The following is a 25,573-nucleotide window of genomic DNA, read 5'->3' as shown; positions in this document are numbered from 1 at the left end:
AAAAAGCGGGAAGGGAAGGACTGCATGCAGCCGGGCGGTTGTCACACCGCCCGGCCGCTCGCGAAAGCGACGGGCTTACTTGTCGCTATCGCCCTTGATCTGCGGCAGCGCCGACGCTTCACCCGGCGTCAGCAGCCCGACTTGCGAATACACGCGCAGCTTGTCGCGCGTATCGGTGATGTCGAGATTGCGCATCGTCAGTTGGCCGATACGATCGCGCGGCGAGAACGTCGACGCCACCTTCTCCATCGACAGGCGTTCCGGCTGATACGTGAGGTTCGGCGACTTCGTGCTGAGAATCGAGTAGTCGTTGCCGCGGCGCAGTTCGATCTTCACTTCGCCGGTGATCGCGCGGGCGACCCAGCGTTGCGCGGTTTCGCGCAGCATGATCGCCTGCGGGTCGAACCAGCGGCCCTGGTACAGCAGGCGGCCGAGGCGGCGGCCGTTCTCGCGGTACTGCTCGATCGTGTCTTCGTTGTGGATGCCGGTGACGAGACGCTCGTACGCGATGTACAGCAGTGCGAGGCCCGGGGCTTCGTAGATGCCGCGGCTCTTCGCCTCGATGATGCGGTTCTCGATCTGGTCGCTCATGCCCAGGCCGTGGCGGCCGCCGATGCGGTTCGCTTCCAGCAGCAGCTCGACCTGATCCTTGAACTCGACGCCATTCAGCGCGACCGGCTGGCCGGCTTCGAAGCGCACCGTCACTTCTTCGGCGGCGATCTTCACGTCGTCGCGCCAGAACGCGACGCCCATGATCGGGTTCACGATCTTGATGCCGCTTTCGAGGCTTTCCAGATCCTTCGCTTCGTGCGTCGCGCCGAGCAGGTTCGAGTCGGTCGAATACGCCTTCTCGGCCGACATCTTGTACGCGAAGCCGGCCTGGTTCATGAATTCGGACATTTCGGCGCGGCCGCCGAGCTCGTCGATGAACGTCTGGTCGAGCCACGGCTTGTAGATCTTCAGATCCGGGTTCACGAGCAGGCCGTAGCGGTAGAAGCGCTCGATGTCGTTGCCCTTGTACGTGCTGCCGTCGCCCCAGATGTTGACGCCGTCTTCCTTCATCGCGGCGACGAGCATCGTGCCCGTCACGGCGCGGCCGATCGGCGTGGTGTTGAAGTACGTGACGCCGGCGGTCGTGATGTGGAACGCGCCGCTTTGCAGCGCCGCGATGCCTTCGGCGACGAGCTGCGCGCGGCAGTCGATCAGGCGGGCGCCGGCTGCGCCGTATTCGATCGCGCGTTTCGGGATCGCGTCGTAATCGTCTTCGTCGGGCTGGCCGAGGTTCGCCGTGTATGCGTACGGGACGGCGCCCTTCAGTTTCATCCAGTGCAGCGCGGCGCTGGTGTCCAGGCCGCCGGAGAAGGCGATACCGACCTTCTGGCCGGTCGGGAGGCTTTCGAGAATCGTGCTCATAGGAATTACCGTGGATTGAAGCCGGTGGGATCGTATTTCGCGGAATATGCGAGTATCGGCTGTCCGGGAAGTTGGGGCAAGGGCTGATTTTGCTGCGGAACCGGCCTCGCGCCTGTCGCGGCGGGCCTGACGGGCGGTTAACCGGCTGGAGAACGCAAGGCTGGACGGCGTTGCATCGCTGCCGAAACGCGTGCTGAAGGGCCGGGCTGCGGCCGAATTTCAGGGCCGGATCGGCGGTCAGGCAGGGGTCGCCGTCGTCAGTGCGCACCCCTCCACACAGAAAGGCATATGAAAGACTGGCGCACGAAACCGGAACCTCAGATATTCCACGCCTGCGCGGTATCGAGCAGCCGCTCGCGCAACTGGTCGACTTCGCCGGCCAGCTTGGCCGTGATCGACACATAGCCGGACAACTGCGGCGGCGGCGCGTCGTGCGGCGGGTCGACCGGCCGGCGGCGCGGGGCGAGCCGGCTCGGCGTGCCGAACTTCAGCGCGCGGCTCGCGCCGACCAGCGTGTCGCGGATGCGCCGGTTCACGCCCTTCATCTCGACGCGCACGTATTCGCGGGCCGCCGCGTCGTCGGCGGCCGGCAGCGCGCTCGACAGAATCTCCAGATACCCGATGCACAGGCGCAGGCTGCGCTGGATCGCCTCGAGCTGCGCCATCGACGTCTCGCATTCCTTCGACACCGACGGCATCAGCGAACGCAACTGCACGAGCAGTGCGCTCAGCGCGGCCATTTCCTTCAGGTGCGCATCGTCGCTCACGTGGCGGTCGCCCGCGAGCCGCGCATGCACAGCCGCGCACGCACGCAGCGCGTCGGCGAGCTTGTAGCGCCACGAATAGGTCGCGTACAGCGGCAACGCGAACGAGAACGCCAGCGCGATCACGATGCCGACCAGCACGTTCACAGCGCGCCACAGGCCGTCGACGATCTCGTTGTCGCCGTGCCCGGCGACGATCACCATCGTGATCGCCGACAGCAGCGCGATGTAGCCGGCCTTGCCGATCGCGTGATACGCGCAGATACCGCACCCGACGGCCATCAGCAGGTAGATCGCGAACGGCGCGTGCAGGAACGAGTAGAGGAGGATCAGCCCGAGCCCCGCCAGCGCGCCGATCGACGTGCCGAGCGCGCGCTCGGCCGCCTTCTTGCGGATGTTGCCGTGATGCTGCAGCCCGCCGACGACGATCAGCACGGTGATCGTCGACCATTCGCCATGCGGCACGTTCAGCCCCGTGGACAGCGCGATCGACACGAGAATCGCGAGCGCGACGCGCGCCGCATGGATCAGCTTCGCGTGCCGGTAGCGGCGGTACGGGTCGAGCAGCGGGCGGAGCGCGTGGCGCACGAGCGGCGGCAGTCGGGTCGGGAGCGGGGCGGTCATGACGGAGCGGGAGTGGCGGGAACGCGCACGGCGGCGTGCGCGGGCCGGCGCCGCGCCGCATGCGCAGCTGACGTAACGCTAGCCGAACGCGCGCGGGCTGTCCACGGCGAGGCCGCCGGGCCGTGGCTGGGCGGCAGGCGGCCGCTTCGTGTCACGCGGCCTGCCGGATCACATCGCGTCAAGCGTCGGCCGCACTCGATTGCGCGTCCAGCACGCGGTTGCGGCCGCCGGATTTCGCGCGGTACAGCGCTTCGTCGGCGCGTCGCAGCAGCGTCGCGGCGGTCATTCGGCCGTCGGCGGCGGTTGCGGTGCCGATGCTGGCCGTGACGCGCCCGTACGGGCTCTTTACGTGTTCGATGTCGAGCCTCGCGATCGCGCGCCGGATGCCCTCGGCGACGGTCGCCGCGCCCGGCGCGTCGGTGTCGGGCAGCGTGACGACGAACTCCTCGCCGCCGTAGCGCGCGACGTGGTCGCTGTCGCGGCGCAGGCTGCGCGTCAGCGATTGCGCGACCTGGCGCAGCACGTCGTCGCCGGCCGGGTGGCCGTAGTAGTCGTTGAACGCCTTGAAGTGGTCGACGTCGACGAACAGCACGGACAACGGGCGGCCGTTGCGCGACGCGCGCTGGGCCTCTTTCGCGAGCACCGTGTCGAACGTGCCGCGGTTGTCGAGGCCCGTCAGCGAATCGGTGTGCGCGAGCCGGTACAGCTTCGATTCGGCGTCCTGCCGGCGCTTCAGCTCGCGCGACAGCGCGAGCGAGCCCCACGCGATGAACGCCGTGAACAGGCTCATCAGCACGACGGTCCAGATCGCGCGATGGCGCCACGCCGCGTAGACGTCGATCTCGGCGGGCGCGACGTCGACGATCAGCGGCAGCCCGGCGAGATGCTTGTAAACATAGATGCGCCGCACGCCGTCGATGGCGCCGACACCGGTCAGCTCGCCGGCGCGGCCGCGCTGCGCGTCGATGAACAGCGGCGAATCGTGCAGGTCGAGGCCGACCACCCGCGTGTCGTAGGGCAGGCGCGACACGAGCGTGCCGTTGTCCTCGACGATCGCCGCGCTGCCGTGCCGGCCGACCGCGAGACCGTCGAGCAGCGCGCGGAAGTAGTCGATGCTGAGCGTGCCGACGACGATCCCGCCGAACGTGCCGTCGGGCCGGTTGATCCGGCGGCTCAGCGCGATCGTCAGCGCGCCGCCGCGCAGCCGCGACGCGTACGGCCGGCTGATGTAGAGGCCGGGGGCGAGCCGGTCGCGATGTACGGCGAAATAGTCGCGGTCGGCGAAATTGCCTTGCCGCGCGGGCGACACGCTCGAATCGATCGCGATATTGCCATGCGCATCCATCACGAAAATCGAGCCGAGATAGGCGCCGGTGGCCGCGCGGTCGAACAGCAGCCGGTGGCGCTGGCGCGGCGGCAAGGTCATCAGTTCCGGATCGGCCAGGCCGTCGACGACGTTTTGCAGCGACAAATCGTAGAGTTCGATATTGCGCGCGATATCGCGTTCGATCAGCAGCATCAGGTTGCGCGCATTTTCGACCGCATGGCCATACGCGTCGCGCCGTGCCTCGATTAATAGCGACGTGGAAAGTCCCCAACTGAACATCAGCAGGACGATGCCCGCCACGAGTACGCCGCGGGGCGACAGAATGCGTGCCACGATCGACGCGGTATGGCGGCGCAGCGTGGCGGGCAGCGGGAATGACTTCATCCTCGGGGGGCACGGGCGGCGGCTACTCGCGTCGTTGGCGGTTCCGCGCGCGGATTATTTCGAATTAAGCGTCATTATCCCGCGAATTCGTGCATTTCGCCCGCACATGCAAAACATGCATGCGGCGACGGCGATTCGAAACGGTTACGCATCATTACCTCATGGCGTGCGGGCGACTTGATTTGAATCAATTGGCAGTGTCGGCCTTTTTGTCTGATTAATCGCATAATCATCAGTCGATTTTGCCTATTGCCGCGGCATTTGGCGGATCGGGACAGGATTACAGGGTCTCCGAAGAATCGAAAATCGAATGACCCGATCGGAGTCGTGGTTTTTGCGACGTGTGGCGAAAGGGCGACGGCCGGCGCGGCCAACCCGTTGATTCCGCAAAATCTCCGGCATGGCGGTGGGCGGCGCGACCTCAGCTGTCCCCCTATCGAATCAGGTAGAATCCGCGCTTCGCCGCAGGCGCCCGCCGCGCAACGCGTATCGGGGCCGCATCGAATGCATCGCAGGACGCGCACCGCGCTCCGATTCCGCATGCGCCGGCTACGGATGCCGGCCCGCTCAACGTTCGTCTCGTTTATGTCCGCCATTCCGAATTCCGACCCACCCGGTTCGTCCGCGAACCCACCCAAGCTTCATCGCGCGCTGAAGGCGCGCCACCTGACGATGATCGCCATCGGCGGCTCGATCGGCACGGGCCTGTTCGTCGCATCCGGCGCGTCGATCTCGCAGGCTGGCCCCGGCGGCGCGATGGTCGCGTACATGCTGATCGGCCTGATGGTCTACTTCCTGATGACGAGCCTCGGCGAGATGGCCGCGTTCATGCCGGTGTCGGGTTCGTTCGCGACCTACGGCGCGAAATACGTGGACGAAGGCTTCGGCTTCGCGCTCGGCTGGAACTACTGGTACAACTGGGCGGTGACGATCGCGGTGGAGCTCGTCGCCGCGCAGCTCGTGATGCACTACTGGTTTCCGGACGTGCCGGGCGTGTGGTGGAGCGCGGCGTTCCTCGCCGTGATGTTCCTGCTCAATGCGCTCACCGTGCGCGGCTTCGGCGAGGCCGAATACTGGTTCGCGCTGATCAAGGTCGTCACGGTGGTCGCGTTCATCGGCGTTGGCCTGCTGATGATCTTCGGCATTCTGAAGGGCGCGCCGGCGAACGGCTGGGGCAACCTGACGATCGGCGACGCGCCGTTCGCGGGCGGCCTGCCGGCGCTGATGGGCGTCGCGATGATCGCGGGCTTCTCGTTCCAGGGCACCGAGCTGATCGGCGTCGCGGCCGGCGAATCGGAGCACCCGCGCACGACGATTCCGCGCGCGGTGCGCCAGGTGTTCTGGCGGATCCTGCTGTTCTACGTGTTCGCGATCTTCGTGATCGGCGTGCTGATTCCGTATACCGACCCGAACCTGCTGAAGACGGACGTAACCGACATCGGCGTGAGCCCGTTCACGCTCGTGTTCCGCCACGCCGGCCTCGCGTTCGCGGCCGGCGTGATGAACGCGGTGATCCTGACGGCCGTGCTGTCGGCCGGGAACTCGGGCATGTACGCGTCCACGCGGATGCTCTACAACCTCGCCACCGAAGGCCGCGCGCCGAAGGTGTTCGCGAAGCTGTCGCCGGGCGGCGTGCCGCGCAACGCACTGTACGCGACCACCGCCGTCGGCGCGCTGTGCTTCTTCACGTCGCTGTACGGCGACAAGACCGTGTACCTGTGGCTGCTGAACACGTCGGGGATGACGGGCTTCATCGCGTGGCTCGGCATCGCGGTCAGCCACTACCGGTTCCGCAAGGGGTACGTGAAGCAGGGTTATTCGCTCGACCAGTTGCCGTACCAGTCGAAGTGGTTCCCGTTCGGCCCGCTGTTCGCGTTCGTGCTGTGCCTCGTGATCGCGCTCGGCCAGGATTACCAGGCGTTCCTCGCGAACCGGATCGACTGGGCCGGCGTGACCGCGACCTATGTCGGCATTCCGCTGTTCGTGGTCGTGTGGCTCGGCTTCCGGCTCCTGAAGAAGAGCCGGTTCGTGCGCTACGAGGACATGGAGATCGCGCCGTGGATCGCCGCGAATCGCGGCGCGCAGCGGCAGCCGGTGGCGAACCGCGAAACCGCGGGCTGACGCCGGCGCGGCAGGCAGCCGCGCGATGGCGACGAAACGGGAAGCCGCGCGCCTTCCCGTTTTTTTTGCCCGGCTTTTGCCTGCGCGGGGTCAAAGCCGGTTATATTGCCCGACCCTACCGGGCCGCGGCCCGGCCGGCGCGACAGGCGCGGCGCGGATCGGCATCCGGCGCGCGCGGCGCGCGGCGGCCGGCGAGACGCCCGGCGTTTTCATCGCTCCAGCCGGGCCGGCATGGCCCGCGGAGCGCGCAACCCAGAGGAATTCATGAGCGCATCACCCGCCGAGCGGAAGGCCGGACCCGTTTCCATCGTGCGAATCGAAGCCGCGATCAACGCGTGGCGCGAAGTGTATCCGCCGGCGCCGGACGGCGAGGACGGCTACGCGCTCGACGCCGGCAGCAACTGCCTGGCCGAGCTGTACGGCACGATGATCTGCTATCAGTTGCCCGACGTGCCGCTCGACACGCTGAGTAACGAGCAGCGCGACGCGCTGTATGCGACCGAGGTGTGATGCGGTGCGCACGATGCCGCGGCGCGGCGTCGGTGAACGAACGGGAAGCCTCGCGGCTTCCCGTTTTGCTTTGCGCGGCCCCTGACGTCGCCGCCAGCACGACGCTGCTCGAGCCGGGATCGGCGCTGGCTGAGGTATCGTGACGGGATCGGCAAGCAGGCGATCGAGGAGGCCGGTACGGATAGCCGGCAAGGGTGAGCGGTGCGGGCGCTGCCCGCGCGGTGCCGGATGAGCGTCCGTCGCCTGTCCCGGGAGGATTCGAACATGGAGTTGAGACACCTCCGCTACTTCGTCGCGGTGGCCGAAGAGCGGAATTTCACGCGGGCGGCGGAACGGCTGCACATCGCGCAGCCGCCGCTGAGCCGGCAGATCCAGCAGCTCGAGGAAGCGCTCGGCGTGCCGCTGTTCGAGCGCACCGCGCGGCCGCTGAAGCTGACCGATGCCGGACGCTTCTTCTATTCGCACGCGGTGCAGTTGCTCGCGCAGACCACCGAACTCGAATCGATGACGAAGCGGGTCGGCAAGATCGAGCGCAGCATGTCGGTCGGTTTCGTCGGCTCGACGCTGTACGGGATGCTGCCGAAGATCATCCGGCGCTTTCGCAGCGAATATCCGGCCGTCGAATTGAGCCTGCACGAGATGTCGACGATGGACCAGATCAAGGCGCTGAAGGAAGGGCGCATCGACGTCGGGTTCGGGCGCATCCGCCACGAGGATCCGAGCGTGCGGCGCGTCGTGCTGCGCGAGGAGAGGATGATCGTCGCGCTGCCGGTCGGCCACGTGCTCGACAGCGCGAAGCCCGTGCTGTCGCTGCACGATCTCGTCAACGACACGCTGATCATCTTTCCGAAGGCGCCGCGCCCGAGCTACGCGGACCAGGTGCTCGCGGCCTTCCACGATCGCGCGCTGCAACCGCGCAGGATCTACGAGACGCGTGAACTGCAGATCGCGCTCGGCCTCGTCGCGATGGGCGAGGGCGTGTCGGTCGTGCCGCACAGCGTGTACGGGCTCAAGCGCGACGACATCAGCTACAAGCCGCTCGACGATCCGAACCTCGTGTCGCCGATCATCATGAGCATGCGGATGCTGGACGAGTCGGAGGACATTCGCGCGATGCAGGCGCTGATCTACCGGCTGTACGACGAAGCGCAGATGGAGTATCTGCCGCCGCAGCCCGAATGAACGCGCGGCCGATAGGGGCTTGCTTGACGCTGCGCGCGCCGGCAGGCCACCATGTCCGGATTCGATGCGGCCGCCGACGGGCGGCCGCTTTCATGCAGACGACCGACACATGACCGATATCGTGACCGAGGAGATGACCGTCGAGACGCCGCAAGGGCGTCTCTTTGCGAAACGCTGGGGTGCGGGGCCGGTGCGGCACGCGGCCGCGCCTGGGCCGGCCGCACCTGGGCCGGCCGCACCGATCGTGCTGCTGCACGATTCGCTCGGCTGCGTCGATCTGTGGCGCGACTTCCCCGCGCAACTCGCCGGCGCGACGCAACGCGACGTGATCGCATACGACCGTCTCGGTTTCGGCCGTTCGGATCGTCATCCCGGGGTACTCGCCACGACGTTCGTGCGCGACGAGGCCGATCATGCGTTCGTCGCGGTGCTGGATCGACTCGGCGTCGATACGTTCGTCGCGTTCGGACACAGCGTCGGCGGCGGGATGGCGGTCGGCTGTGCTGGCGCGCATCCGGTGCGTTGCCGCGCGCTCGTGACGGTCGCCGCGCAGGCGTTCGTCGAGGATCGCACGCTGGCCGGCATTCGCGACGCCGGGCGGCAGTTCGACGAGCCGGGGCAGCTCGACCGGCTCGCGCGCTATCACGGCGACAAGGCCGAATGGGTGCTGCGCGCGTGGGTCGACACGTGGTTGTCGCCGGCGTTTCGCGACTGGACTCTCGACGACGACCTGCCGCGCGTGCAGTGCGCGACGCTCGCGATTCACGGCGAGGACGACGAATACGGGTCCGACGTGCATCCGAAGCGGATCGCCGCGCGCGTCGCGGGGCCGTCGTCGTTCCTGTTGCTCGCCCGCTGCGGACACATGCCGCACCGCGAGCGGACGGACGACGTGCTGGCCGCCGTCGCGACGTTGCTGCGCGACGCGGGCGCCTGAACGCGCTCGCCATCGCCAGCGGGCGTCCGCCCGCTGGCCGTCAGAACGAAAGCTGGATCCCGAGATCGATCGCCAGCAGCACGATCGACAGGCCGATGCCGAGAATCACGTTCGGCAACCGGTGCTCGAAATCGCGATGATCCTTGCGCATCGCCGCGCCGAGCAGGAAGATCGCCTCGACGACGATCTGCAGCCCGACGAACAGCAGCATCAGCAGATACTCGTAGCCCATCTGCTTGAACGCGACGAATTGCATCCCGTGATCGCGGATCCACTGGCCGACGCGCAGCAGTTCGTAGACGAACAGCAACGCGGGGAACAGGTAACTGATGAAGTAGGTCGGCGCGGTGGCGTGCCGTAGTTCGAGGTGGAAGTGCTGATGCGTGGTGGCCATCACAACCCTCCTTGCAACGCATGATTGCGGTCGCGACGGCGGCGCGTGTCGCGTGCGAACTAGGGGATTGCCCGATGCACAGTGCGCAGCCGTACCGCATCAGCATACTGCTGCGCGGGAAATTTGGCATGCGAAGTGTGCGTTCGTTGTAACAATGTGTGCGCGATGCGCGATGCGCGACGCGTTGGCTGCGTCCCGCGTGCCCGTTGCGCTGCGTTGCATGGCGCCGCGACGTTCTTCCGGGCGTTTGTGCGTGCGTCACCGCTTCGCTTCCGCGCCTTCGATAAACAGCTTCGCGACCGACTGAAACTCCCGTTTCAGCGACAGCCCCGGCACGGTCAGCCAGCGCAGCATCGCCGCGAGATACAGATGATGGAACCAGGTCGCGAGCTGATCTGCCTGCAGCGTGCGGTCCAGTTCGCCGGCCTGCTGGCCGGCTGCGATCAGTTGCTGCCACACCAGCGCGATATCGCTGCCGTTCTCTCCCGCGCGCTCCGGTTCGGCTGCACCAATGCTCAGGAAGCGGTGCCGCAGGTACGCAAGCAGATACACCGGATGTTGTTCGCACCACGCGGCCGACGCGTCGAGCACGCAGCCGATGCGCGACGCAAAGGTCTTGCGCCGCGCGACGTCCTGCTGCAGATGCGCGAGATCGCGCGCGAGTTCGCCCTCGAGCCAGTGCGCGAGCACGGCTTCCTTCGTCGGAAAGTGGTTGTACAGCGTGCGCTTCGCGACGTCGGCCTGCGCGGCGATCTGCTCCATCGTGACGGCATCGTAGCCGTGCGCGTCGAACAGGCGCGCGCCGGTCGCGGCGAGATGCGCGAGCATCTGGATGCGTTTGCGCGCGCGGCGGCCCGGATCGTCGGTCGGAATCGTCATGGCGGGGTTGACTGAAAGTGTACGGATTGCATTAGTATACGACGTGCACTTTTTTGAATCCAACCTTTTCCGCCATGCACGGGGAGCCCGCATGAAACTCGTCATCGCCACCTACGGCACCGAAGGCGACACGCGCCCGCTCGCGGCGCTCGGTCGCGCATTGATGGATGCCGGCCATGACGTCCGGTTGCTCGCCGACGCGGCGACGCTCGGGTCGGCCGCCGCGCTCGGCGTGCCGTCGGCACCGCTGTCCGGCGACATCCGTCGCGCGATCGCGCCGGAAGGCGCGTTGGCCGGTGCGGTGCGCGGGCGCGGCGGCTTCGCCGATACGTCCAAGGCGCTCGCGGCGATCGCGAATGCGAACACGGCCGCGTGGATGCGCGAAGTGGCGGACGCGTCGGCCGGCTGCGACGCGCTGCTCGTGTCGGGACTCGCGTCGTTCGTCGGGTTGTCGGTCGCCGAATATCGCCGCATCCCGGCGATTGGCGCGGGCATGATCCCGATCACGCCGACCGCCGAATTCGCGTCGCCGTTCCTGCCGCCGGGCAAGTTGCCGCGCGGGCTGAATCGCGCGACCCATCGGTTCGTGAATGCGCTGCTGTGGCAGGCGTTCAGGAAGTCGACCAATGCCGCGCGCGCCAGCGTAGGCGGATTGCCGCCGCGCAAGCGCGTGTGGACCGATCATCCGATGCTGTATGGCGTGTCGCCCGCGCTGCTGTCCGGTCCGGCCGACTGGCCGGCGAACGTGCAAGCCTGTGGCCAGTGGCGAATCGATGCGCGTGCGTGGGCGCCGCCGCCCGAACTCGCGGCGTTTCTCGACGCGGGCGAGCCGCCCGTGTACGTCGGTTTCGGCAGCATGGCCGGCTTCGATCGTGCGGCGATGGCCGCGGCGCTGACGCATGCGCTGGCCGGCCGGCGCGCGCTGCTTTATCCGGGCTGGAGCGGCATCGATGCGTCGCTGCTGCCGGCGCACGTTCGCGTGATCGGCGACACGCCGCACGACTGGCTGTTCCCGCGCGTCGCGATGGCGATCCATCACGGCGGCTCGGGCACCACGCATTCGGCCGCACGGGCCGGTATTCCGTCGGTGGTCGTGCCGTTCGCGGGCGATCAGTTCTTCTGGGCGAACCGGCTGCAACGGCTCGGCGTCGCGGATGCGCCGGTGCCGGGCCGGCGCATGGACGCTGCGGCGCTGGCGCGGGCCATCGTGTTTGCCGAACGGGATGAGACGAAGGCGCGTGCGACGGAACTCGGTACGCTCATCGCGCAAGAAGACGGCTTGAAGCGGGCGGTCAGTGCGATCGAACGATGGGCGCAACCGCGCGCGCGGTAAGCCCGCGCGTCGGCATCAGAAATGCCCGGTGAACCGATAGCGGCTGCCCGGGTGCCACAGATTGGCGACCGACGCGACCAGCCCCTGCGACCACGTGCGCCGATGCAGCAGCAGGCACGGCTCGCGATCGTCCATCGTCAGGTGGCGGCGCGTGTCGGCATCGGGCATCGCGGCCTCGATCCGGTATTCGACGCGCTGCAGCGGCGCGACGCGCGTCAGGTACTGGTTCGGCGTCGTCGCCGTGAAGTCCTGCAACGCGTATTCGGGCGCGCAGGCCGGATTGACCCAGCGTTCCTCGAGTTGCACGGGCGTGTCGTTCTCGAAGTGCAGCACGCGCGAATGGAAGATCGGGCTGCCGGTGTCGAGTTGCAGTTCGTCGGCGAGCTTCGCATCGGCGACGGCCGCGCCGACCAGCAGCACCTGCGCGCGATAGCCGTGGCCGCGCGCGGCGACTTCGTCGGAAATGCTGCGGATCGCGACGAGCGTCGATTCGTATTTCGGCGACGCGACGTACGTGCCGGAGCCACGCGTGCGCGTGAGCACCTGTTCGGCGGTCAGCTCGCGCAGCGCGCGGTTGACGGTCATCCGAGCGACGTTGAATTCGCGCGCGAGCTCGTTCTCCGACGGCACCTGGTCGCCTTCCGCCCATTCGCCGGCATGAATGCGCGCGAGGATGAAGTCCTTGATTTCCTGATAGATCGGTGTGGTCATGGGATCACGATTCAGAGTCGGCAGCGGGCCGCCGCCGAATGCCGGTCCGGCGCGCGCCCGGCGCCGAGTGTACCGGTTTCGCGAGCGCGCCGGCCCGGATTCCCCGAATGATCCCTGTTCGGCCGGCGCGCGTCCATGCGGGATTGCACAGAGCGGCCGGCCAGTCGACGGCCCGCGCGCGGTCAGAACCGATGCCGGATGCCGATCGTTGCGACTACCTGCGTGCCGGTCGACGAAGCCGCGACCCCCGTGACGTTCGCGAACCCGAGCGTCGCGTCCGACGGCACGCCGAACTGGTGCTGGTACACGGTTTCCGCATACACGTCGGTGCGCTTGCTCAGCGCGTAGTCGGCCATCAGCGTCACCTGGTGCCACTTCGGCCGGTGGCTGCCGGTGGCGTCGTCGTAGCGGCCGTCGGTGAACGTATAGGCGCCCGCGAACGAGACGGCCGGCGTCAGCGCATAGCGCGCGTTGAGTTCGTAGTTGTCGAAGCGCAGCGCATTCAGCGCGCCGGGCAGCGACGACGCGGCCGTCTCGTCGAACATCGTATGCGTCCACAACGCGCCGATCGTCAGCCGGTCGAACGCGTAGCTGCCGCCGGCGCCCATCACGCGCTGCCGGACGGCCGGGAAGTTCGGCGCGTCGTTCGTCGACAATGCGCCGTCGGTCGTCAGGCCGCCGCGGTTGAGTTGCAGGTACGCGGCGCCGAGATTGACCGGCCCGTTCGCATACGACACGCCCGCGCTGTATGCGCGGTTGTTCGCGAAGCCGCCGGCCGCGTTGCCGAACCCGTACAGGCCGCCGAACTGCCAGCCGGCGAGCGTCGGGCTCGTGTATTTCACCGCGTTGTCGATGTAGAACGAATCGTCGAGGTTGTCGTTGTCGAACGGATGCGATGCGAGGTTGTTGCCGTCGCCGTTGTTCGCCATCGCGAGCGGGCCGAGATAGTCGACCACGGCGTCGTACTGGCGGCCGAGCGTTAGCGTGCCGTACCGGTCGCTCTGCAGGCCGACGTACGCACGGCGGCCGAATATCGTATTTCGATAGGACTGCGTGCCGTTGTTCAGGTTGAAGCCGCTTTCGAGTCGAAACAGCGCATGCAGACCGCCGCCGAGATCCTCGTTGCCGCTCAGCCCGAAGACCGTGTTCGACAGCAGCCCGCTGCCTTGCTGCCACGCGCTCTTGCCCGACTGGTTGTTCGTATAGGCGATACCGGCATCCAGCATCCCGTAGAGCGTGACGCTGCTTTGCGCATGCGCGGCGGCGCCGATGAATGCGAACGACAGGGTACCGACGACTGCTTTCTTCATTGCGTGTATTTCCTGGAAAGGCCCGTTGCGACGGGAACGGCGACCCGTCACGCGTGCCCGTGCGAACACGCGTGTGCGAATCGATGAAAGGGGAGCGCGTGACGCGTGTTCACGCGCGGCGGCGGCGAACGCCGGCTAGTGCAGCAGGCGGATCGTGCCGAACTCGGCGGCCGGCAGCGCGCGCAGGATCGACAGGATCGCGGGCGACGCCTGCGACCGCGCGACTTCGAGTTCGATGCACGCGCGCCCGGTGCGGCTGTCGATCGTGGCCGTGTAGCCGTTGAGCGCGGCGCCGACGGCCTGATGCAACTGGCGCCGCACGATCGCGAGGTTGTCCGATTCGACGCGAACTGACAGCAGCACGAGTGCGTCCGTGGGAGAGCGACGCCGCGAACGATCGGGCGGCAGATGGCGTGAAGCAGCGGAATCGGTTGTGGTCGGTTTCATGGGCTCATCCCCGGTCACAGCGGGCTCCGCATCGCGGAGATCTCGTGATGGACATGGCCCCCATTCTAGAAATCGCCGTGGCGAGACGGTGTATAGACTCGCCGCGCGCGTGCAAAGGATGCGTAAACGCGCCGTGCCGCGCCGGCCAACGGCCCAAGGCATGATGAGCGCGCGCTGGCGGAGTTATCGTTGGATGAGCGGCTCAGTCGACGAAAGTCTAGACAGCTGCCGCGGCCCGCCCGTACGCCGCGAGAGCGCCATCATTCCGCTTCGTGTAATACATAAGTAATTGAAAATTAAGGAAAATGCGGCCTAGTGCTCCTAATCCGCCGACAATTAGAGATAAACACGGATTGCTGACCTAGCCCTGAAAAGGCAAAGTTGTCTGTACAACTTGGGGCGTCGCCGGAACGAGCGATTTCCCCGGTTGGAAGGGTTCACGGCGCTCAGCTTGACAGGAACCCGCACCAGTTCGCCTCTGATAGGAACGCCATGAAGAAACTCGCGCTCAGTATTGCCCTCGCCACGCCCTTCGCGTGACGCGCCCGGCTTGATGAGCAGGCCGCATCACGTCGTGCGCAGAACTCGTTTGATACGCGCTTAATGGCTATTGACAATCCAGCCACATCGTTCTGGATCCCTAATATGATCTTCCAAGGATTTGGCCCGCTGCTGTGGGCCGGCACGGTCGAGACCGTGAAGCTCGCGGTGCTGTCGCTCGCCGCGTCGCTGATACTGGGCCTCGCCGGCGCGGCCGCGAAACTGTCGGCCAACCGCGCGCTCAAGTCGGTCGGCACGTTCTACACGACGCTGATCCGCGCGGTGCCCGACCTCGTGCTGATGCTGCTGCTGTTCTACGGGATCCAGATCCTGCTGAACGACGTGACCGACGTGCTCGGCTGGGACCAGATCGACATCGACCCGTTCGTGGCCGGCGTCGTGACGCTCGGCTTCATCTACGGCGCGTACTTCACCGAGACGTTCCGCGGTGCGTTCCTCGCGGTGCCGCGCGGCCAGCTCGAAGCGGGCTTCGCGTACGGGATGAGCGGCTGGCGCGTGTTTTACCGCATCCTGTTCCCGCAGATGATGCGCTTCGCGCTGCCGGGCATCGGCAACAACTGGCAGGTGCTCGTGAAAGCCACCGCGCTCGTGTCGATCATCGGCCTCGCCGACGTTGTGAAGGCGTCGCAGGACGCGGGCAAGAGCACGCTCGATTTCTTCTTTTTCACGCTCGCGGCAGGCGCGATCTACCTCGCGATCACGACGGTGTCCAACGTCGTGCTGCACCACCTCGAGAAGCGTTATTCCGTCGGTGTCCGGAGGCTTGCACTGTGATCGAACTCGTCGGCCAGTACTGGCAAAACTATCTCTATTCCGACGGCTACCGCTTCAGCGGCCTCGCGATCACGCTGTGGCTGCTGGTCGTGTCGATCGCGCTCGGTTTCGCGCTCGCCGTGCCGCTCGCGATCGCGCGTGCGTCGTCGAACCGCTGGATCTCCGGCCCCGTGTGGCTCTATACGTACGTGTTCCGCGGCACGCCGCTCTACGTGCAACTGCTGATGTGCTACACGGGCATCTACAGCCTGCAGGTCGTGCACGACCACGTGCTGCTCGACACGTTCTTCCGCAACGCGATGAACTGCACGCTGCTCGCGTTCGTGCTGAACGAATGCGCGTATGCGACCGAGATCTTCGCGGGCGCGATCAAGGCGACGTCGGCCGGCGAGATCGAGGCCGGGATGGCGTACGGAATGTCGCGCTTCAAGCTCTATACGCGCATCATCCTGCCGTCCGCGCTGCGCCGCTCGCTGCCGAGCTACAGCAACGAAGTGATCCTGATGCTGCACGCGACGACGCTCGCGTTCACCGCGACCGTGCCCGACATCCTGAAGGTCACGCGCGACGTCAATTCGGCGACGTACATGTCGTTCCAGGCCTACGGCATCGCGGCCGTGCTGTACGCGGTCGTCGTATTCGCGCTCATCTGGGCGTTCCGCAAGCTCGAGACGCGCTGGCTCGCGTACCTCGCGCCGCGCGGCCATTAACGCATTCGCAAGATCCGCAACGAAGGACCCCGCATGTACAAGCTTACCGTTGACAACCTGCACAAGAAATTCGGCGACAACGAGGTGTTGAAGGGCGTGTCGATGAAGGCGAAGGCCGGCGACGTGATCAGCATCATCGGCTCGAGCGGCTCCGGCAAGAGCACGTTCCTGCGCTGCATCAACTTCCTCGAGCAGCCGTGCTCGGGGCAGATCACGATCGGCAGCGAGCCGATCCAGACCCTGCGCGATCGCAACGGCTCGCTGCGCGTGGCCGACCAGAAGCAACTGCAGCGCATGCGCACGAAGCTGTCGATGGTATTCCAGCACTTCAACCTGTGGGCGCACATGACGGTGCTCGAGAACGTGATCGAGGCGCCGATGGCCGTGCTCGGCGTCGGCAAGGACGAGGCGATCGCGCGGGCGCGCCAGTATCTGGAGAAGGTCGGGCTCGCGCCGCGCGTCGAGGGCATGTATCCGTCACACCTGTCGGGCGGCCAGCAGCAGCGCGTCGCGATCGCGCGCGCGCTGGCGATGGAGCCGGAAGTGATGCTGTTCGACGAGCCGACGTCAGCGCTCGACCCGGAATTGGTGGGCGAAGTGCTGAAGGTGATGCAGAAGCTCGCCGAAGAAGGCCGGACGATGGTCGTCGTCACGCACGAGATGGGCTTCGCGCGCAACGTGTCGAACCACGTGATCTTCCTGCATCAGGGGAAGATCGAGGAAGAGGGCGATCCGCAGCAGATTCTCGTGAATCCGAAGAGCGAGCGGCTCGGGCAGTTTCTGTCGGGGCGGTTGAAGTAAGGAAGCGCACGGTTTCGCGCCGTCGCAAACTGGAACGCTTAATGCTTGTCTCGCGTGATCCTTTCGATGAAGGAGCATCGCGATGAGCACGCCGACCACCACCGCTTTTTCCCACGTGAAGCCGCAGGACACCGCCTATCAAGGCGAGGGCCTGCGCGACTTCTTCCTGTACCGCGATCTCGGTATCGCCGCCGCGACGAACGGCAAGGTCGTCGCGCAACTCGTCAGGGCCAATCATGCACCGGCGGCGGGCACCGGCTGGCACCGTCACGAGGCCGAATTCCATATCGTGATCATGCTGAAGGGTTGGGCGCGCTTCATGTACGGCGAACAGGAAACGCTGGTGGCGGCCGGTGACTGCGTGCACCAGGCGCCGGGAATCGTTCATTACCTGTTCGACTACTCGCCGGACATGGAGTATCTGGAGATCGTCGGGCCGGCCGACTTCAAATCGATCGACGTCGACGGCCCGTGTGCAGTGCCGGAGCCGACGCCGTGGGGCGAGGCCGGTGCGTAGCGTGCCGGTTGGGTGTGCGCTTTCGACGAACCGCCTGCATTCAGGCGGTTTTTTATTGGTGCGCCGACATCCGCGACTTACTTCCCGCTTCCGCCTAGCCGGCCCGGTGCGTGAGTGGTCTGCTCGCGCATCGTCCGGATACTGCAGCAAACGTCGCCCCGCCTTTCCGGCGGGGCGATTCACTGTGTCGCTACCCGCGTTCAGTGCGCATGATCCGATTGCGCTTCGGTCGCCGCATCGATCCCGGCCGTGCGCGCATCGAGCAGCGCGCGCAGCGTGACGTAATGGGTGCCGCTTGTGTCACCTTCCGCATCCGTGGTGCGATCGTACGGCTCGTTGTCGTGGATCGTCGCCCGCACGATCGGATAGATCTGCGTTTCCCAGCGGCTGCCGTTGAACACGCCGTAGTGCCCCACGCCCGTCTGGACATGGTGCGTCTTCAGGTACGACGGTAATCCCGAACACAGTTCCTGCGCGGCCACCGTCTGGCCCACCGCGCAGATATCGTCCTTCTCGCCTTCGACCGTCAACAGCGCGGTGCGATGAATCGCTGCCGGTTCGACGAGCCTGTCGCCGACCGTCAGTTCGCCGCGTGCCAGCGCGTACTGCTGGAACACCTTCTCGACCGTTTCCAGATAGAACTCCGCGGTGAGATCGGCCGTTGCGAAATATTCGTCGTAGAAATGCCGCAACGTATCGGCTTTCGCGGGGTCGCCTTTCGCGCGTTCGTAGTACAAATCGGCGAACGACGCCGCATGCCGGTCCGGGTTCATCGACATGAACGCGCCCACCTGCACGAAGCCCGGATACACGCACCGCTGCGCGCCGACGAAGCCCGTCGGCACCACGCTGATCAGGTTGTGCGCGAACCACTCGATCGGCTGGCTCGTCGCGAGTTCGTTGACCTTCGTCGGATTCACGCGGCAGTCGATCGGGCCGGCCATCAGCGTGAGGCTCGCCGGCTGAGCGGGATCGCCGCCGGCCGCCATCAGCGAGACTGCCGCGAGCGACGCGACGGTCGGCTGGCAGATCGCGAGCACGTGCGCGTCCGGGCCGATGTGGCGAATGAAGTCGATCACGTGCGTGACGTATTCGTCGAAACCGAAACGTCCGGCCGTCAGCGGGATGTCGCGCGGGTTGTGCCAGTCTGTGATGTACACGTCGTGATCAGCCAGCATCGTGCGCACCGTGCCGCGCAGCAGCGTCGCGAAGTGCCCGGACATCGGCGCGACGATCAGCACGCGCGGCTGGCGCGGGACCGGCCGCGCCTTGCGGAAATGCAGTAGCGTCGCGAACGGCGTGGCCGTGGCCGCTTCCTCGACGATCGGCACCGCTTCGCCGTCGACGACGACCGACGCGATCCCGAACGGCGGCCGCCGGTGCGAGAACGCGCAGCATTCGAGCAGTTCGCACAGCGCATCGACCATGCGGCCTGTCGGCGTCGATGTCGCCGGTGGCCACAGCGACATCGTTGCGCGCGTCGCGGCCGCCCATGCACGCGCCGGACGCAGACATTCCGCAGACCATTGATAAAACGGATAGGCAAGCAGATTCATGACCTTCGCTCGTGACGCCGCATTGCAATGAACGAGGCAAGCCGTATGCCAGCATGCGGCTGGCACGCGCGTTGCAGCGGTTCGGGAGCGTGGCGATGCGCGCGGTACGTAGTGAGCAGGGCGAAGGCGATGCGTTGCCTTGCTGGTCGGGCGCGCGACACGTGCGGCGATGCCGTGCGACGTTGCGCCAGTTCGGCGTACGGACCGCACAGGCGTGGTGCGCGGTCCGAGGGCGCGTCCGTTTACGGTGCAGGGGCACGAACGACATTCTGCAGGGGAGTGATATGGAATCCAACGCACGAACGACGCTGACCATCAGCAGTCGCAATTACTCGTCGTGGTCGATGCGCGGCTGGTTGCTCGCGAAGCTGAGCGGCCTCGCGTTCGAGACGATCAGCGTGCCGATCGATGCCACGTCGCGCGCCGAGCTGCTGCTGCTGTCGCCATCGATTCTCGTGCCGTGCCTGACGCACGACGGCAACGCGGTGTGGGACACGCTCGCGATTGCCGAATACCTGAACGAGATCCGCCCGCAGGCGCGGCTGCTGCCCGACGAGCGCCACGCACGCGCGCATTGCCGGTCGATCTGCGGCGAGATGCATTCCGGCTTCAGCGCATTGCGATCCGCGCTGCCGATGAACCTGCGCGGACATTTCCCCGGCTTCCGGATCTGGTCGCGCGCGCAGCACGACATCGAGCGGATCGTGACGATCTGGCGCGAGTGTCTGGCCGAGTATGGCGGCCCCTGGCTGTTCGGCGCGGAGATCGGCATCGCCGATGCGATGTACGCGCCGGTCGTCACGCGCTTTTTGACCTACGACGTGAAGCTCGAACCGGATGTCGCCGAGTACTGCATGCGCGTGCTTGCGCATCCGTTCGTTGGCGAGTGGATCGACGCGGCGAAGGCCGAGCACGAAGACATCGACGAACTCGACATGGAGTTCTGACGCGCGCGATCGCGGCGCGCTTTCAATTTCACTACAGGCGCACGCGACGAAACGAACGATCGATGGACGTGCGCAACTCGCAAACGTTTCACCTTGATTTCGGTTCAAAACGAGCACGAATGTCCTAAAGGGCGTTGCGCCCGATGACGTAAACAAGTCACGGGGATGACTCGCGATCGCATGCTTCAGACGTGCGACGCGCAGTCCGCAATAACCAGCGCAGCAGGGGGATCGACTTGTGAATCGTCAGCAATCGTGGACGCGTACCGCCGCGCCCGGGGAAATCATTTACTCGGAGGGCTTCGCGGGCGAGCCCGTCATCTTCCTCATTACCGACGGCAAGGTCGAGCTGTCCACGCGCTGCGACGACAAGCGCGTGATCGTCGCGACGCTCGGCCGCGGCGAGTTCTTCGGCGAATCGGCGCTGCTCGCCGCCGAACCGCGAGCGCATACCGCGAAGGCGCTGTCGTTCTGTCAGCTCACGGTCGTGCCGGCCGGCATCCTCGATGAAGAAATCGAGCGCGTGTCCGCACTGCTGCGTCATATCATGCGAACGATGATCCGCCGCGTGAAACGCAAGGATGACCAACTCGCGACCTATACGCATGCCGACTTCATGCCGGGCGTGCTGTCGTATGCGCACGTGTTGTCGCTGATGGCCGGCGCCGATGCGCGCGAATCGGGCGACACATGGGCGCGCCGGCCGATGCAGGTGCATGCGGCCGAGACCTCCGTGCCGCTCGCCGAAGTGATCCGCAAATGCCGCGCGATTGCCGGCCACTCGCGGCCGCATGTGCTCGCGATGCTGCGGCGCATGGAGAAACTCAACCTCGTCACGATCGAAGCCGCGCAGGGCGACGCTGGTGGCGCGACTGATCACGCGACGTCGTCGGATGCGCGCCAGGTCGTCACGTTCGACGCCGCACGCGTGATCGACCGCGCGCAGCAGGTCGCCGATCACGATCTCGACGTGTCGATCAACAGCGAACTCGAACTCATCGAACTGGCCGATCTCGAATCGCTGATCGGCGTCGACAAGACGCTGCTGCTCAACAAGCTGTCGAACGGCGAGATCGCGGAAGAAGTGTTCGCGTTTCGCAAATCGAAGGTGCTCAACTACGTCGAACAGAAAGGCGTTGCGTACTTCTCCCGCCGCAACGGGCGCCGCGGCGGCGACGTGCGCGCGCTCGAGGATCTCGTGTGGATCGACCAGCGCACGCTGTTCGACGTGATCAGCGCGTTCGATACGTACGACCTCGCGAAACTGATCGCGAATCTCGACGATCGCGCGGTGGCCGACAAACTGTTTTCCGTGATGACCGAGGCGCGGCGCAACGAGGTGTCGTGGGTGATGCGCCGCGAACTCAAGCTCGATCCGGTCGAGATCGAGGACATCGAACAGCGCGTGCTGGAGGCTGTACGTGCTGCGAAGGCGCCGGCGGCGGGTGCGATGTCCGTCGCGTCGACATTGTCGTCTGACGCGTGATACGGAGGCGCATATGGATCTGTTGACCCTGGTCGGTGTGGTGCTGGGCGGCGCGGCGATCGTGTTTGGGTTCGCGCTGGAAGGCGGGCATTTCTCGATGCTGTTTCAGTTCGAGGCGCTCGTGATCGTGCTCGGCGGCACGCTCGGCGCGGTGATGATCCAGAACACATGGGCGCGCTTCTTCGACGCGGTGAAGCAGCTGCGGCTCGCGTTCGTGAGGGCGCGCGAGGTCGATCGCAAGAACCTGTCCGATCTGCTCGAATGGGGCGACCGGGCGAAGCTCGACGGGCTGCTCGCGTTCGAATCGATGGACGTGAGCGGGATTCATCCGTTCGCGCGCCGCGGGCTCGAACTGCTGGCGAACGGCGTGTCGACCGCGGTGCTTGAAGATGCGTTGCAGCGCGAACTCGATGCGTACGAACGCAGCCGCTTGGCAGCCGTGCGCGTGTGGCAGCAGGCCGGCGGCTATGCGCCGACCTTCGGCATTCTCGGCTCGGTGCTCGGGCTCGTGCAGGTGACGAGTCATATTCTGGAGCCGGCGCAGCTCGGACCGGGCATCGCGATGGCGTTCGTCGCGACGCTGTACGGGCTCGCGTTCGCGAACCTCGTGTTCCTGCCGCTGTACGGCAAGCTGCGCGCGCAGATCGACAGCGAGATGCGGTTTCGCAAGCTGTATCTCGACGGCTTGCTCGCGATTTCGCGCAAGGAGTCGCCGCATACGATCGAGACGCGGTTGACCGGCGACGTGCGCGGGCGGGCGGCGGAAACGCTGGCGTGATGTTCGTGTGCTTTGTGCTTACGCCTGGGCCTGTATCTGTACCGTTTGACGAACCCGGATTCCCGACAGCATGACTGCTCGAACTGATGGCGCATCCGCTGCCGATCGCGACGATCACGAACTCGAAGGCGCGCACTCCGGGCGCTGGCTGATTTCGTACGCGGATCTGATCACGACGTTGATGGTGCTGTTTCTCGCGCTGTATGTGCTGCAGCTCGCGAAATACAACGCGCTCGATGCGCGGTATCAGACGCTTGCGCGGCAGGCCGGTGGTGCTGCGACTGCCGCGGTCGATGCCGCCAAGTCCGACCCAGCGCGGCCGTGGCTGGCGTTGCTCGATTCGTTGAAGTCGAATGGACGCATTTCGTTGGTGAAGGCGCCGCATGGCGTCGAGATCGGTATCGATGCGAAGATTTTGTTCAACGTGGGCGATGCGCGCTTGCTGCCCGATTCGTCGCCAGTGCTGAACCAGATCGCGCAGGCATTGAGTGCGCATGCAACCGGCGACATCCTCGTCGAAGGCCACACCGATAGCGTGCCGATCGCGAACGCGAAATACGAATCGAACTGGGAGCTTTCGTCGGCGCGCGCGGGGAGTGTGGTGCGCTACCTGACCGAGCGCGGTGTCGCGCCGCATCGGCTGGCGGCGATCGGGCGGGCCGATACGCAGCCGCTCGTCGCGGGGGACGATGCGGCTTCAAGGGCGCGCAATCGGCGCGTCACGATCTTCGTTGCTTACTGACCAGCGCGTTGTATTTGCGTTGTTCCGCGTGCATATAGGCGGCCGCATATGCCCGCTCTTTAACAACATAACGAATCTCGAATGATCGCTATCTGAAATCAGCGATGCGATTCTGCGCCCGCCTGCCGATAACCCGATCTGGCTCAGACCGAGCGGTTATCGAGGGTTCCCCATGCATTTCTGGCGCAAGCTTTCCATTCAGAACAAGCTGATTCTCAGCATGACGAGTTGCCTGCTCGTGTTCGTCGCGATTTCGAGCGGGCTCAGCGTTCGTTTGATCGGCAACGCGGTGCGCGATCGCGTCGTCCGCGAAGAGTTGCCGACCGCCGTGAACGGCATTCGCGCCGACGTGCAGCGCCAGATGGCCGGCCCGATCGCCGCGTCGCGCATTCTCGCGCGCGACGCGTTCCTGCTGCAATGGGAAGCCGACGGCGAACCCGATGCCGGCACGCGCAACTGGATCCAGCTCGCGAAGAACGTAAAGGACGAGCAGATGGCCGCGTCCGTGCAGTGGGTGTCGGTGAAGAGCGGCAACTACTACAACGAAGCCGGCTTGCAGCGGAAGGTGACCGACAAGGATCAGTGGCTGACCAGCTTCCTGTCGTCAGGCAAGGCGTACGACGTGAACATGGATCGCGAGGTGACCGTCGGCGGCTACATGATGTTCATCAACAGCCGCGTGGAGCTGGACGGCGTGCCGATCGGCGCGGCGAGCATGAGCCTGTCCGTCGATGCGCTCGCGAAGGGGATCTCGGCTTACCGGATCGGCGAGACCGGGTTTGCGTACCTCGTGCGCCCCGACGGCGCGATCATGATGCATCGCGATACGTCGCTGATCGACGGCAAGCATTTTCTGAAGGATGAGCCGGGGCTGCCGGGCGAGGCGTCGTCGACGCTGCTTGCGGGCAAGCCGTATGCGTACCTCAGCTACGAGGGTGATGGCGGCGCGCGGTTTATCGCGACGTCGTTCATTCCGGAGCTGAATGCGTATGTGGTCGTTCAGGTGCCGGAGGCTGAACTGCTCGGGCCGGTGACGCGTGCGATTCGCAGTGCGGCGCTGGTTGCAGCGGTGGTGGGGCTTGGGGTTGCGTTGCTCGTGATCTGGCTGGTCGGGCGCGCGATTGCTGCGCCGATTCGTCGGGCGGCGACGCTGCTGTCGGAGATCGCCAGCGGTCAGGGCGATTTGACGCGCCGCATGGCGGTCGAGAGCGAGGACGAGATCGGGCAGCTGTCGGATGCGTTCAACCGGTTCGTGTCGTCGTTGTCGACGCTGGTTCATCGGATTCGTGCGGCTTCGGCTTCGATTGCGACCGGCTCGGCGCAGATTGCTTCGGGGAATGCGGATCTGAGCGAACGCACCGAAGGGCAATCGAGCAACCTGGAGCGGACGGCTTCGTCGATGGAAGAGATCACGGCCGTGGTGCGCAACAACACCGAGACGGCGACTACCGCGGCGAAGATGATCAATGGTGCGGCGGATACGGCGGCGCGCGGTGGGCAGGTGGTGGGTGAGGTCGTGACGACGATGGAGCAGATCAGCGATGCATCGCAGCGGATCTCCGAGATCATCGTGATGATCGACAGTATCTCGTTTCAGACGAATATTTTGGCGTTGAATGCCGCGGTGGAGGCGGCGCGGGCGGGGGAGCAGGGGCGTGGGTTCGCTGTTGTCGCTTCGGAAGTGCGGAATCTGGCGCAGCGTAGTGCGCAGGCTGCGAAGGAGATTAAGTCGCTGATCGAGCATAGCGCGGGGACGGTGGGTGCGGGGTCGCGGCTCGTTAGGGAGGCGGGGAAGGTGATGAGCGACGTTGTCTCGCAGGTTCAGGGCGTTAGCGCGATGATGAGCGAGATTGCGGAGGCTAGCCTGGAGCAGAGTGCCGGGATCGATCAGATCGGGGATGCAGTGCAGTCTTTGGACCAAATGACGCAGCAGAATGCGGCTTTGGTCGAGGAAAGCGCGGCTGCGGCAGAGAGTTTGAAGCAGCAGGCGGCGGAATTGACCAAGCTGGTTTCGGCTTTTAAGGTGGATGAGTAAGGGTTAGTTTGAGGTTTGGGGTTGGGTGTTTCTAAGGGCGGCTGCCGTGGGGTCACGGCAGCCCCTTTTTGTTTGTCAGTGTGGGATTTGGTGGCATTTATAGAAATTAAACGCATTTCCAGATTGAAGGGTTGGGGCGGGACGATCGTGCTTGAAGCCGCCATTGCTGCGGTGAGAGCGAAGGTGGTTGGATCGCCGACGGATTCTTATCTTAAATGACATTGTCAATAGGAAGCACTGTTCCGATACCGGGTTGTCGGATCATTGTCCGCGTTCGGCAACAACCAAGGGCGTCGAGCAGCATCCGGGTAGGAGCAGTCAGTCGACATG

23 protein-coding genes are annotated in these 25,573 nt (G+C 65.8%); 14 read left to right on the top strand and 9 right to left on the bottom strand.

What is annotated here, in order from left to right:
* Nucleotides 1-75: 75 nt before the first annotated feature.
* From argG to KR541_RS17570, 3 genes are all read right to left on the bottom strand, one after another.
* Nucleotides 76-1,413, bottom strand: coding sequence for an argininosuccinate synthase (gene argG / locus KR541_RS17580; protein ID WP_050018060.1), 1,338 nt, complete (start codon nucleotides 1,411-1,413; stop codon nucleotides 76-78).
* Nucleotides 1,414-1,730: 317 nt separating this feature from the next.
* Complete coding sequence (locus tag KR541_RS17575) at nucleotides 1,731-2,801, bottom strand: FUSC family protein (protein ID WP_176015484.1); 1,071 nt, start codon at nucleotides 2,799-2,801, stop codon at nucleotides 1,731-1,733.
* 178 nt (nucleotides 2,802-2,979) lie between these two features.
* Nucleotides 2,980-4,512 (bottom strand): sensor domain-containing diguanylate cyclase, encoded by a 1,533-nt coding sequence (locus KR541_RS17570; RefSeq protein ID WP_216089683.1) that lies wholly within the window; start codon nucleotides 4,510-4,512, stop codon nucleotides 2,980-2,982.
* Between the two features lie 585 nt (nucleotides 4,513-5,097).
* On the opposite strand from KR541_RS17570, the gene KR541_RS17565 reads away from it, so the two are divergent.
* The 4 genes from KR541_RS17565 (at nucleotide 5,098) to KR541_RS17550 (ending at nucleotide 9,262) form a co-directional block, all read left to right on the top strand.
* Nucleotides 5,098-6,633 carry an amino acid permease gene (locus tag KR541_RS17565; protein WP_050018063.1) on the top strand — a complete coding sequence of 512 codons (1,536 nt, stop codon included), beginning with the start codon at nucleotides 5,098-5,100 and terminating at the stop codon, nucleotides 6,631-6,633.
* A 264-nt stretch (nucleotides 6,634-6,897) separates the two neighbouring features.
* A complete protein-coding gene (locus KR541_RS17560) occupies nucleotides 6,898-7,143 on the top strand; it encodes a DUF3717 domain-containing protein (RefSeq protein ID WP_047901546.1) in 246 nt (81 codons plus the stop codon).
* A gap of 264 nt (nucleotides 7,144-7,407) precedes the next feature.
* Nucleotides 7,408-8,325: a LysR family transcriptional regulator gene (locus tag KR541_RS17555; protein ID WP_050018064.1), complete on the top strand. Its 918-nt coding sequence runs from the start codon at nucleotides 7,408-7,410 to the stop codon at nucleotides 8,323-8,325.
* 109 nt (nucleotides 8,326-8,434) lie between these two features.
* Nucleotides 8,435-9,262 carry an alpha/beta fold hydrolase gene (locus KR541_RS17550; protein WP_216089682.1) on the top strand — a complete coding sequence of 276 codons (828 nt, stop codon included), beginning with the start codon at nucleotides 8,435-8,437 and terminating at the stop codon, nucleotides 9,260-9,262.
* Nucleotides 9,263-9,302: 40 nt separating this feature from the next.
* On the opposite strand, the gene KR541_RS17545 is transcribed toward KR541_RS17550, so the two are convergent.
* Together KR541_RS17545 and KR541_RS17540 are read right to left on the bottom strand one after the other, a co-directional pair.
* A complete protein-coding gene (locus tag KR541_RS17545; protein WP_124631237.1) occupies nucleotides 9,303-9,656 on the bottom strand; it encodes a hypothetical protein in 354 nt (117 codons plus the stop codon).
* 258 nt (nucleotides 9,657-9,914) lie between these two features.
* On the bottom strand, nucleotides 9,915-10,535 hold the full coding sequence (locus KR541_RS17540) for a TetR/AcrR family transcriptional regulator (RefSeq protein WP_124631238.1): 621 nt from the start codon (nucleotides 10,533-10,535) through the stop codon (nucleotides 9,915-9,917).
* Between the two features lie 91 nt (nucleotides 10,536-10,626).
* Here KR541_RS17540 and KR541_RS17535 point away from each other — a divergent pair, with 91 nt between their 5' ends.
* Entirely contained in the window at nucleotides 10,627-11,868 is a 1,242-nt protein-coding gene (locus tag KR541_RS17535; protein WP_050018068.1) for a glycosyltransferase, read from the top strand.
* Nucleotides 11,869-11,883: 15 nt separating this feature from the next.
* On the opposite strand, the gene hutC is transcribed toward KR541_RS17535, so the two are convergent.
* The 3 genes from hutC to KR541_RS17520 form a co-directional block, all read right to left on the bottom strand.
* On the bottom strand, nucleotides 11,884-12,579 hold the full coding sequence (hutC, locus tag KR541_RS17530; protein ID WP_050018069.1) for a histidine utilization transcriptional repressor HutC: 696 nt from the start codon (nucleotides 12,577-12,579) through the stop codon (nucleotides 11,884-11,886).
* A 182-nt stretch (nucleotides 12,580-12,761) separates the two neighbouring features.
* Entirely contained in the window at nucleotides 12,762-13,889 is a 1,128-nt protein-coding gene (locus KR541_RS17525) for a porin (protein ID WP_050018070.1), read from the bottom strand.
* A 135-nt stretch (nucleotides 13,890-14,024) separates the two neighbouring features.
* A complete protein-coding gene (locus KR541_RS17520; RefSeq protein WP_080334418.1) occupies nucleotides 14,025-14,336 on the bottom strand; it encodes a hypothetical protein in 312 nt (103 codons plus the stop codon).
* Between the two features lie 645 nt (nucleotides 14,337-14,981).
* On the opposite strand from KR541_RS17520, the gene KR541_RS17515 reads away from it, so the two are divergent.
* From KR541_RS17515 to KR541_RS17500, 4 genes are all read left to right on the top strand, one after another.
* Complete coding sequence (locus KR541_RS17515; protein WP_050018072.1) at nucleotides 14,982-15,671, top strand: ABC transporter permease; 690 nt, start codon at nucleotides 14,982-14,984, stop codon at nucleotides 15,669-15,671.
* Nucleotides 15,668-16,381, top strand: coding sequence for an ABC transporter permease (locus KR541_RS17510; protein WP_089489082.1), 714 nt, complete (start codon nucleotides 15,668-15,670; stop codon nucleotides 16,379-16,381). The genes KR541_RS17515 and KR541_RS17510 overlap by 4 nt, the downstream gene beginning before the upstream one ends.
* 33 nt (nucleotides 16,382-16,414) lie before the next feature.
* Nucleotides 16,415-17,182 (top strand): ABC transporter ATP-binding protein, encoded by a 768-nt coding sequence (locus tag KR541_RS17505; RefSeq protein ID WP_050018074.1) that lies wholly within the window; start codon nucleotides 16,415-16,417, stop codon nucleotides 17,180-17,182.
* Between the two features lie 82 nt (nucleotides 17,183-17,264).
* Complete coding sequence (locus tag KR541_RS17500) at nucleotides 17,265-17,699, top strand: cupin domain-containing protein (protein WP_124631242.1); 435 nt, start codon at nucleotides 17,265-17,267, stop codon at nucleotides 17,697-17,699.
* A 200-nt stretch (nucleotides 17,700-17,899) separates the two neighbouring features.
* Here the strand turns inward: KR541_RS17500 and KR541_RS17495 are convergent, their stop codons facing one another.
* Nucleotides 17,900-19,255, bottom strand: coding sequence for a polyhydroxyalkanoate depolymerase (locus tag KR541_RS17495; RefSeq protein WP_124631243.1), 1,356 nt, complete (start codon nucleotides 19,253-19,255; stop codon nucleotides 17,900-17,902).
* A 284-nt stretch (nucleotides 19,256-19,539) separates the two neighbouring features.
* Between KR541_RS17495 and KR541_RS17490 the strand changes: the two genes are divergently transcribed.
* From KR541_RS17490 to KR541_RS17470, 5 genes are all read left to right on the top strand, one after another.
* Complete coding sequence (locus tag KR541_RS17490; protein WP_204384103.1) at nucleotides 19,540-20,202, top strand: glutathione S-transferase family protein; 663 nt, start codon at nucleotides 19,540-19,542, stop codon at nucleotides 20,200-20,202.
* Nucleotides 20,203-20,440: 238 nt separating this feature from the next.
* Nucleotides 20,441-21,688, top strand: coding sequence for a Crp/Fnr family transcriptional regulator (locus tag KR541_RS17485; RefSeq protein WP_204384105.1), 1,248 nt, complete (start codon nucleotides 20,441-20,443; stop codon nucleotides 21,686-21,688).
* Between the two features lie 13 nt (nucleotides 21,689-21,701).
* Nucleotides 21,702-22,466: a flagellar motor protein gene (locus KR541_RS17480; RefSeq protein WP_089436092.1), complete on the top strand. Its 765-nt coding sequence runs from the start codon at nucleotides 21,702-21,704 to the stop codon at nucleotides 22,464-22,466.
* A 70-nt stretch (nucleotides 22,467-22,536) separates the two neighbouring features.
* Complete coding sequence (locus tag KR541_RS17475) at nucleotides 22,537-23,208, top strand: OmpA/MotB family protein (RefSeq protein ID WP_204384106.1); 672 nt, start codon at nucleotides 22,537-22,539, stop codon at nucleotides 23,206-23,208.
* Nucleotides 23,209-23,380: 172 nt separating this feature from the next.
* Nucleotides 23,381-25,243, top strand: a complete 1,863-nt coding sequence (locus KR541_RS17470; protein ID WP_204384107.1) for a methyl-accepting chemotaxis protein — start codon at nucleotides 23,381-23,383, stop codon at nucleotides 25,241-25,243.
* Nucleotides 25,244-25,573: the final 330 nt, after the last annotated feature.

Origin of the sequence: Burkholderia sola (assembly GCF_905400185.1) — a bacterium.
Classification (GTDB): Bacteria; Pseudomonadota; Gammaproteobacteria; order Burkholderiales; family Burkholderiaceae; genus Burkholderia; species Burkholderia sola.
This window is presented reverse-complemented; position numbering and strand designations above follow the sequence as displayed.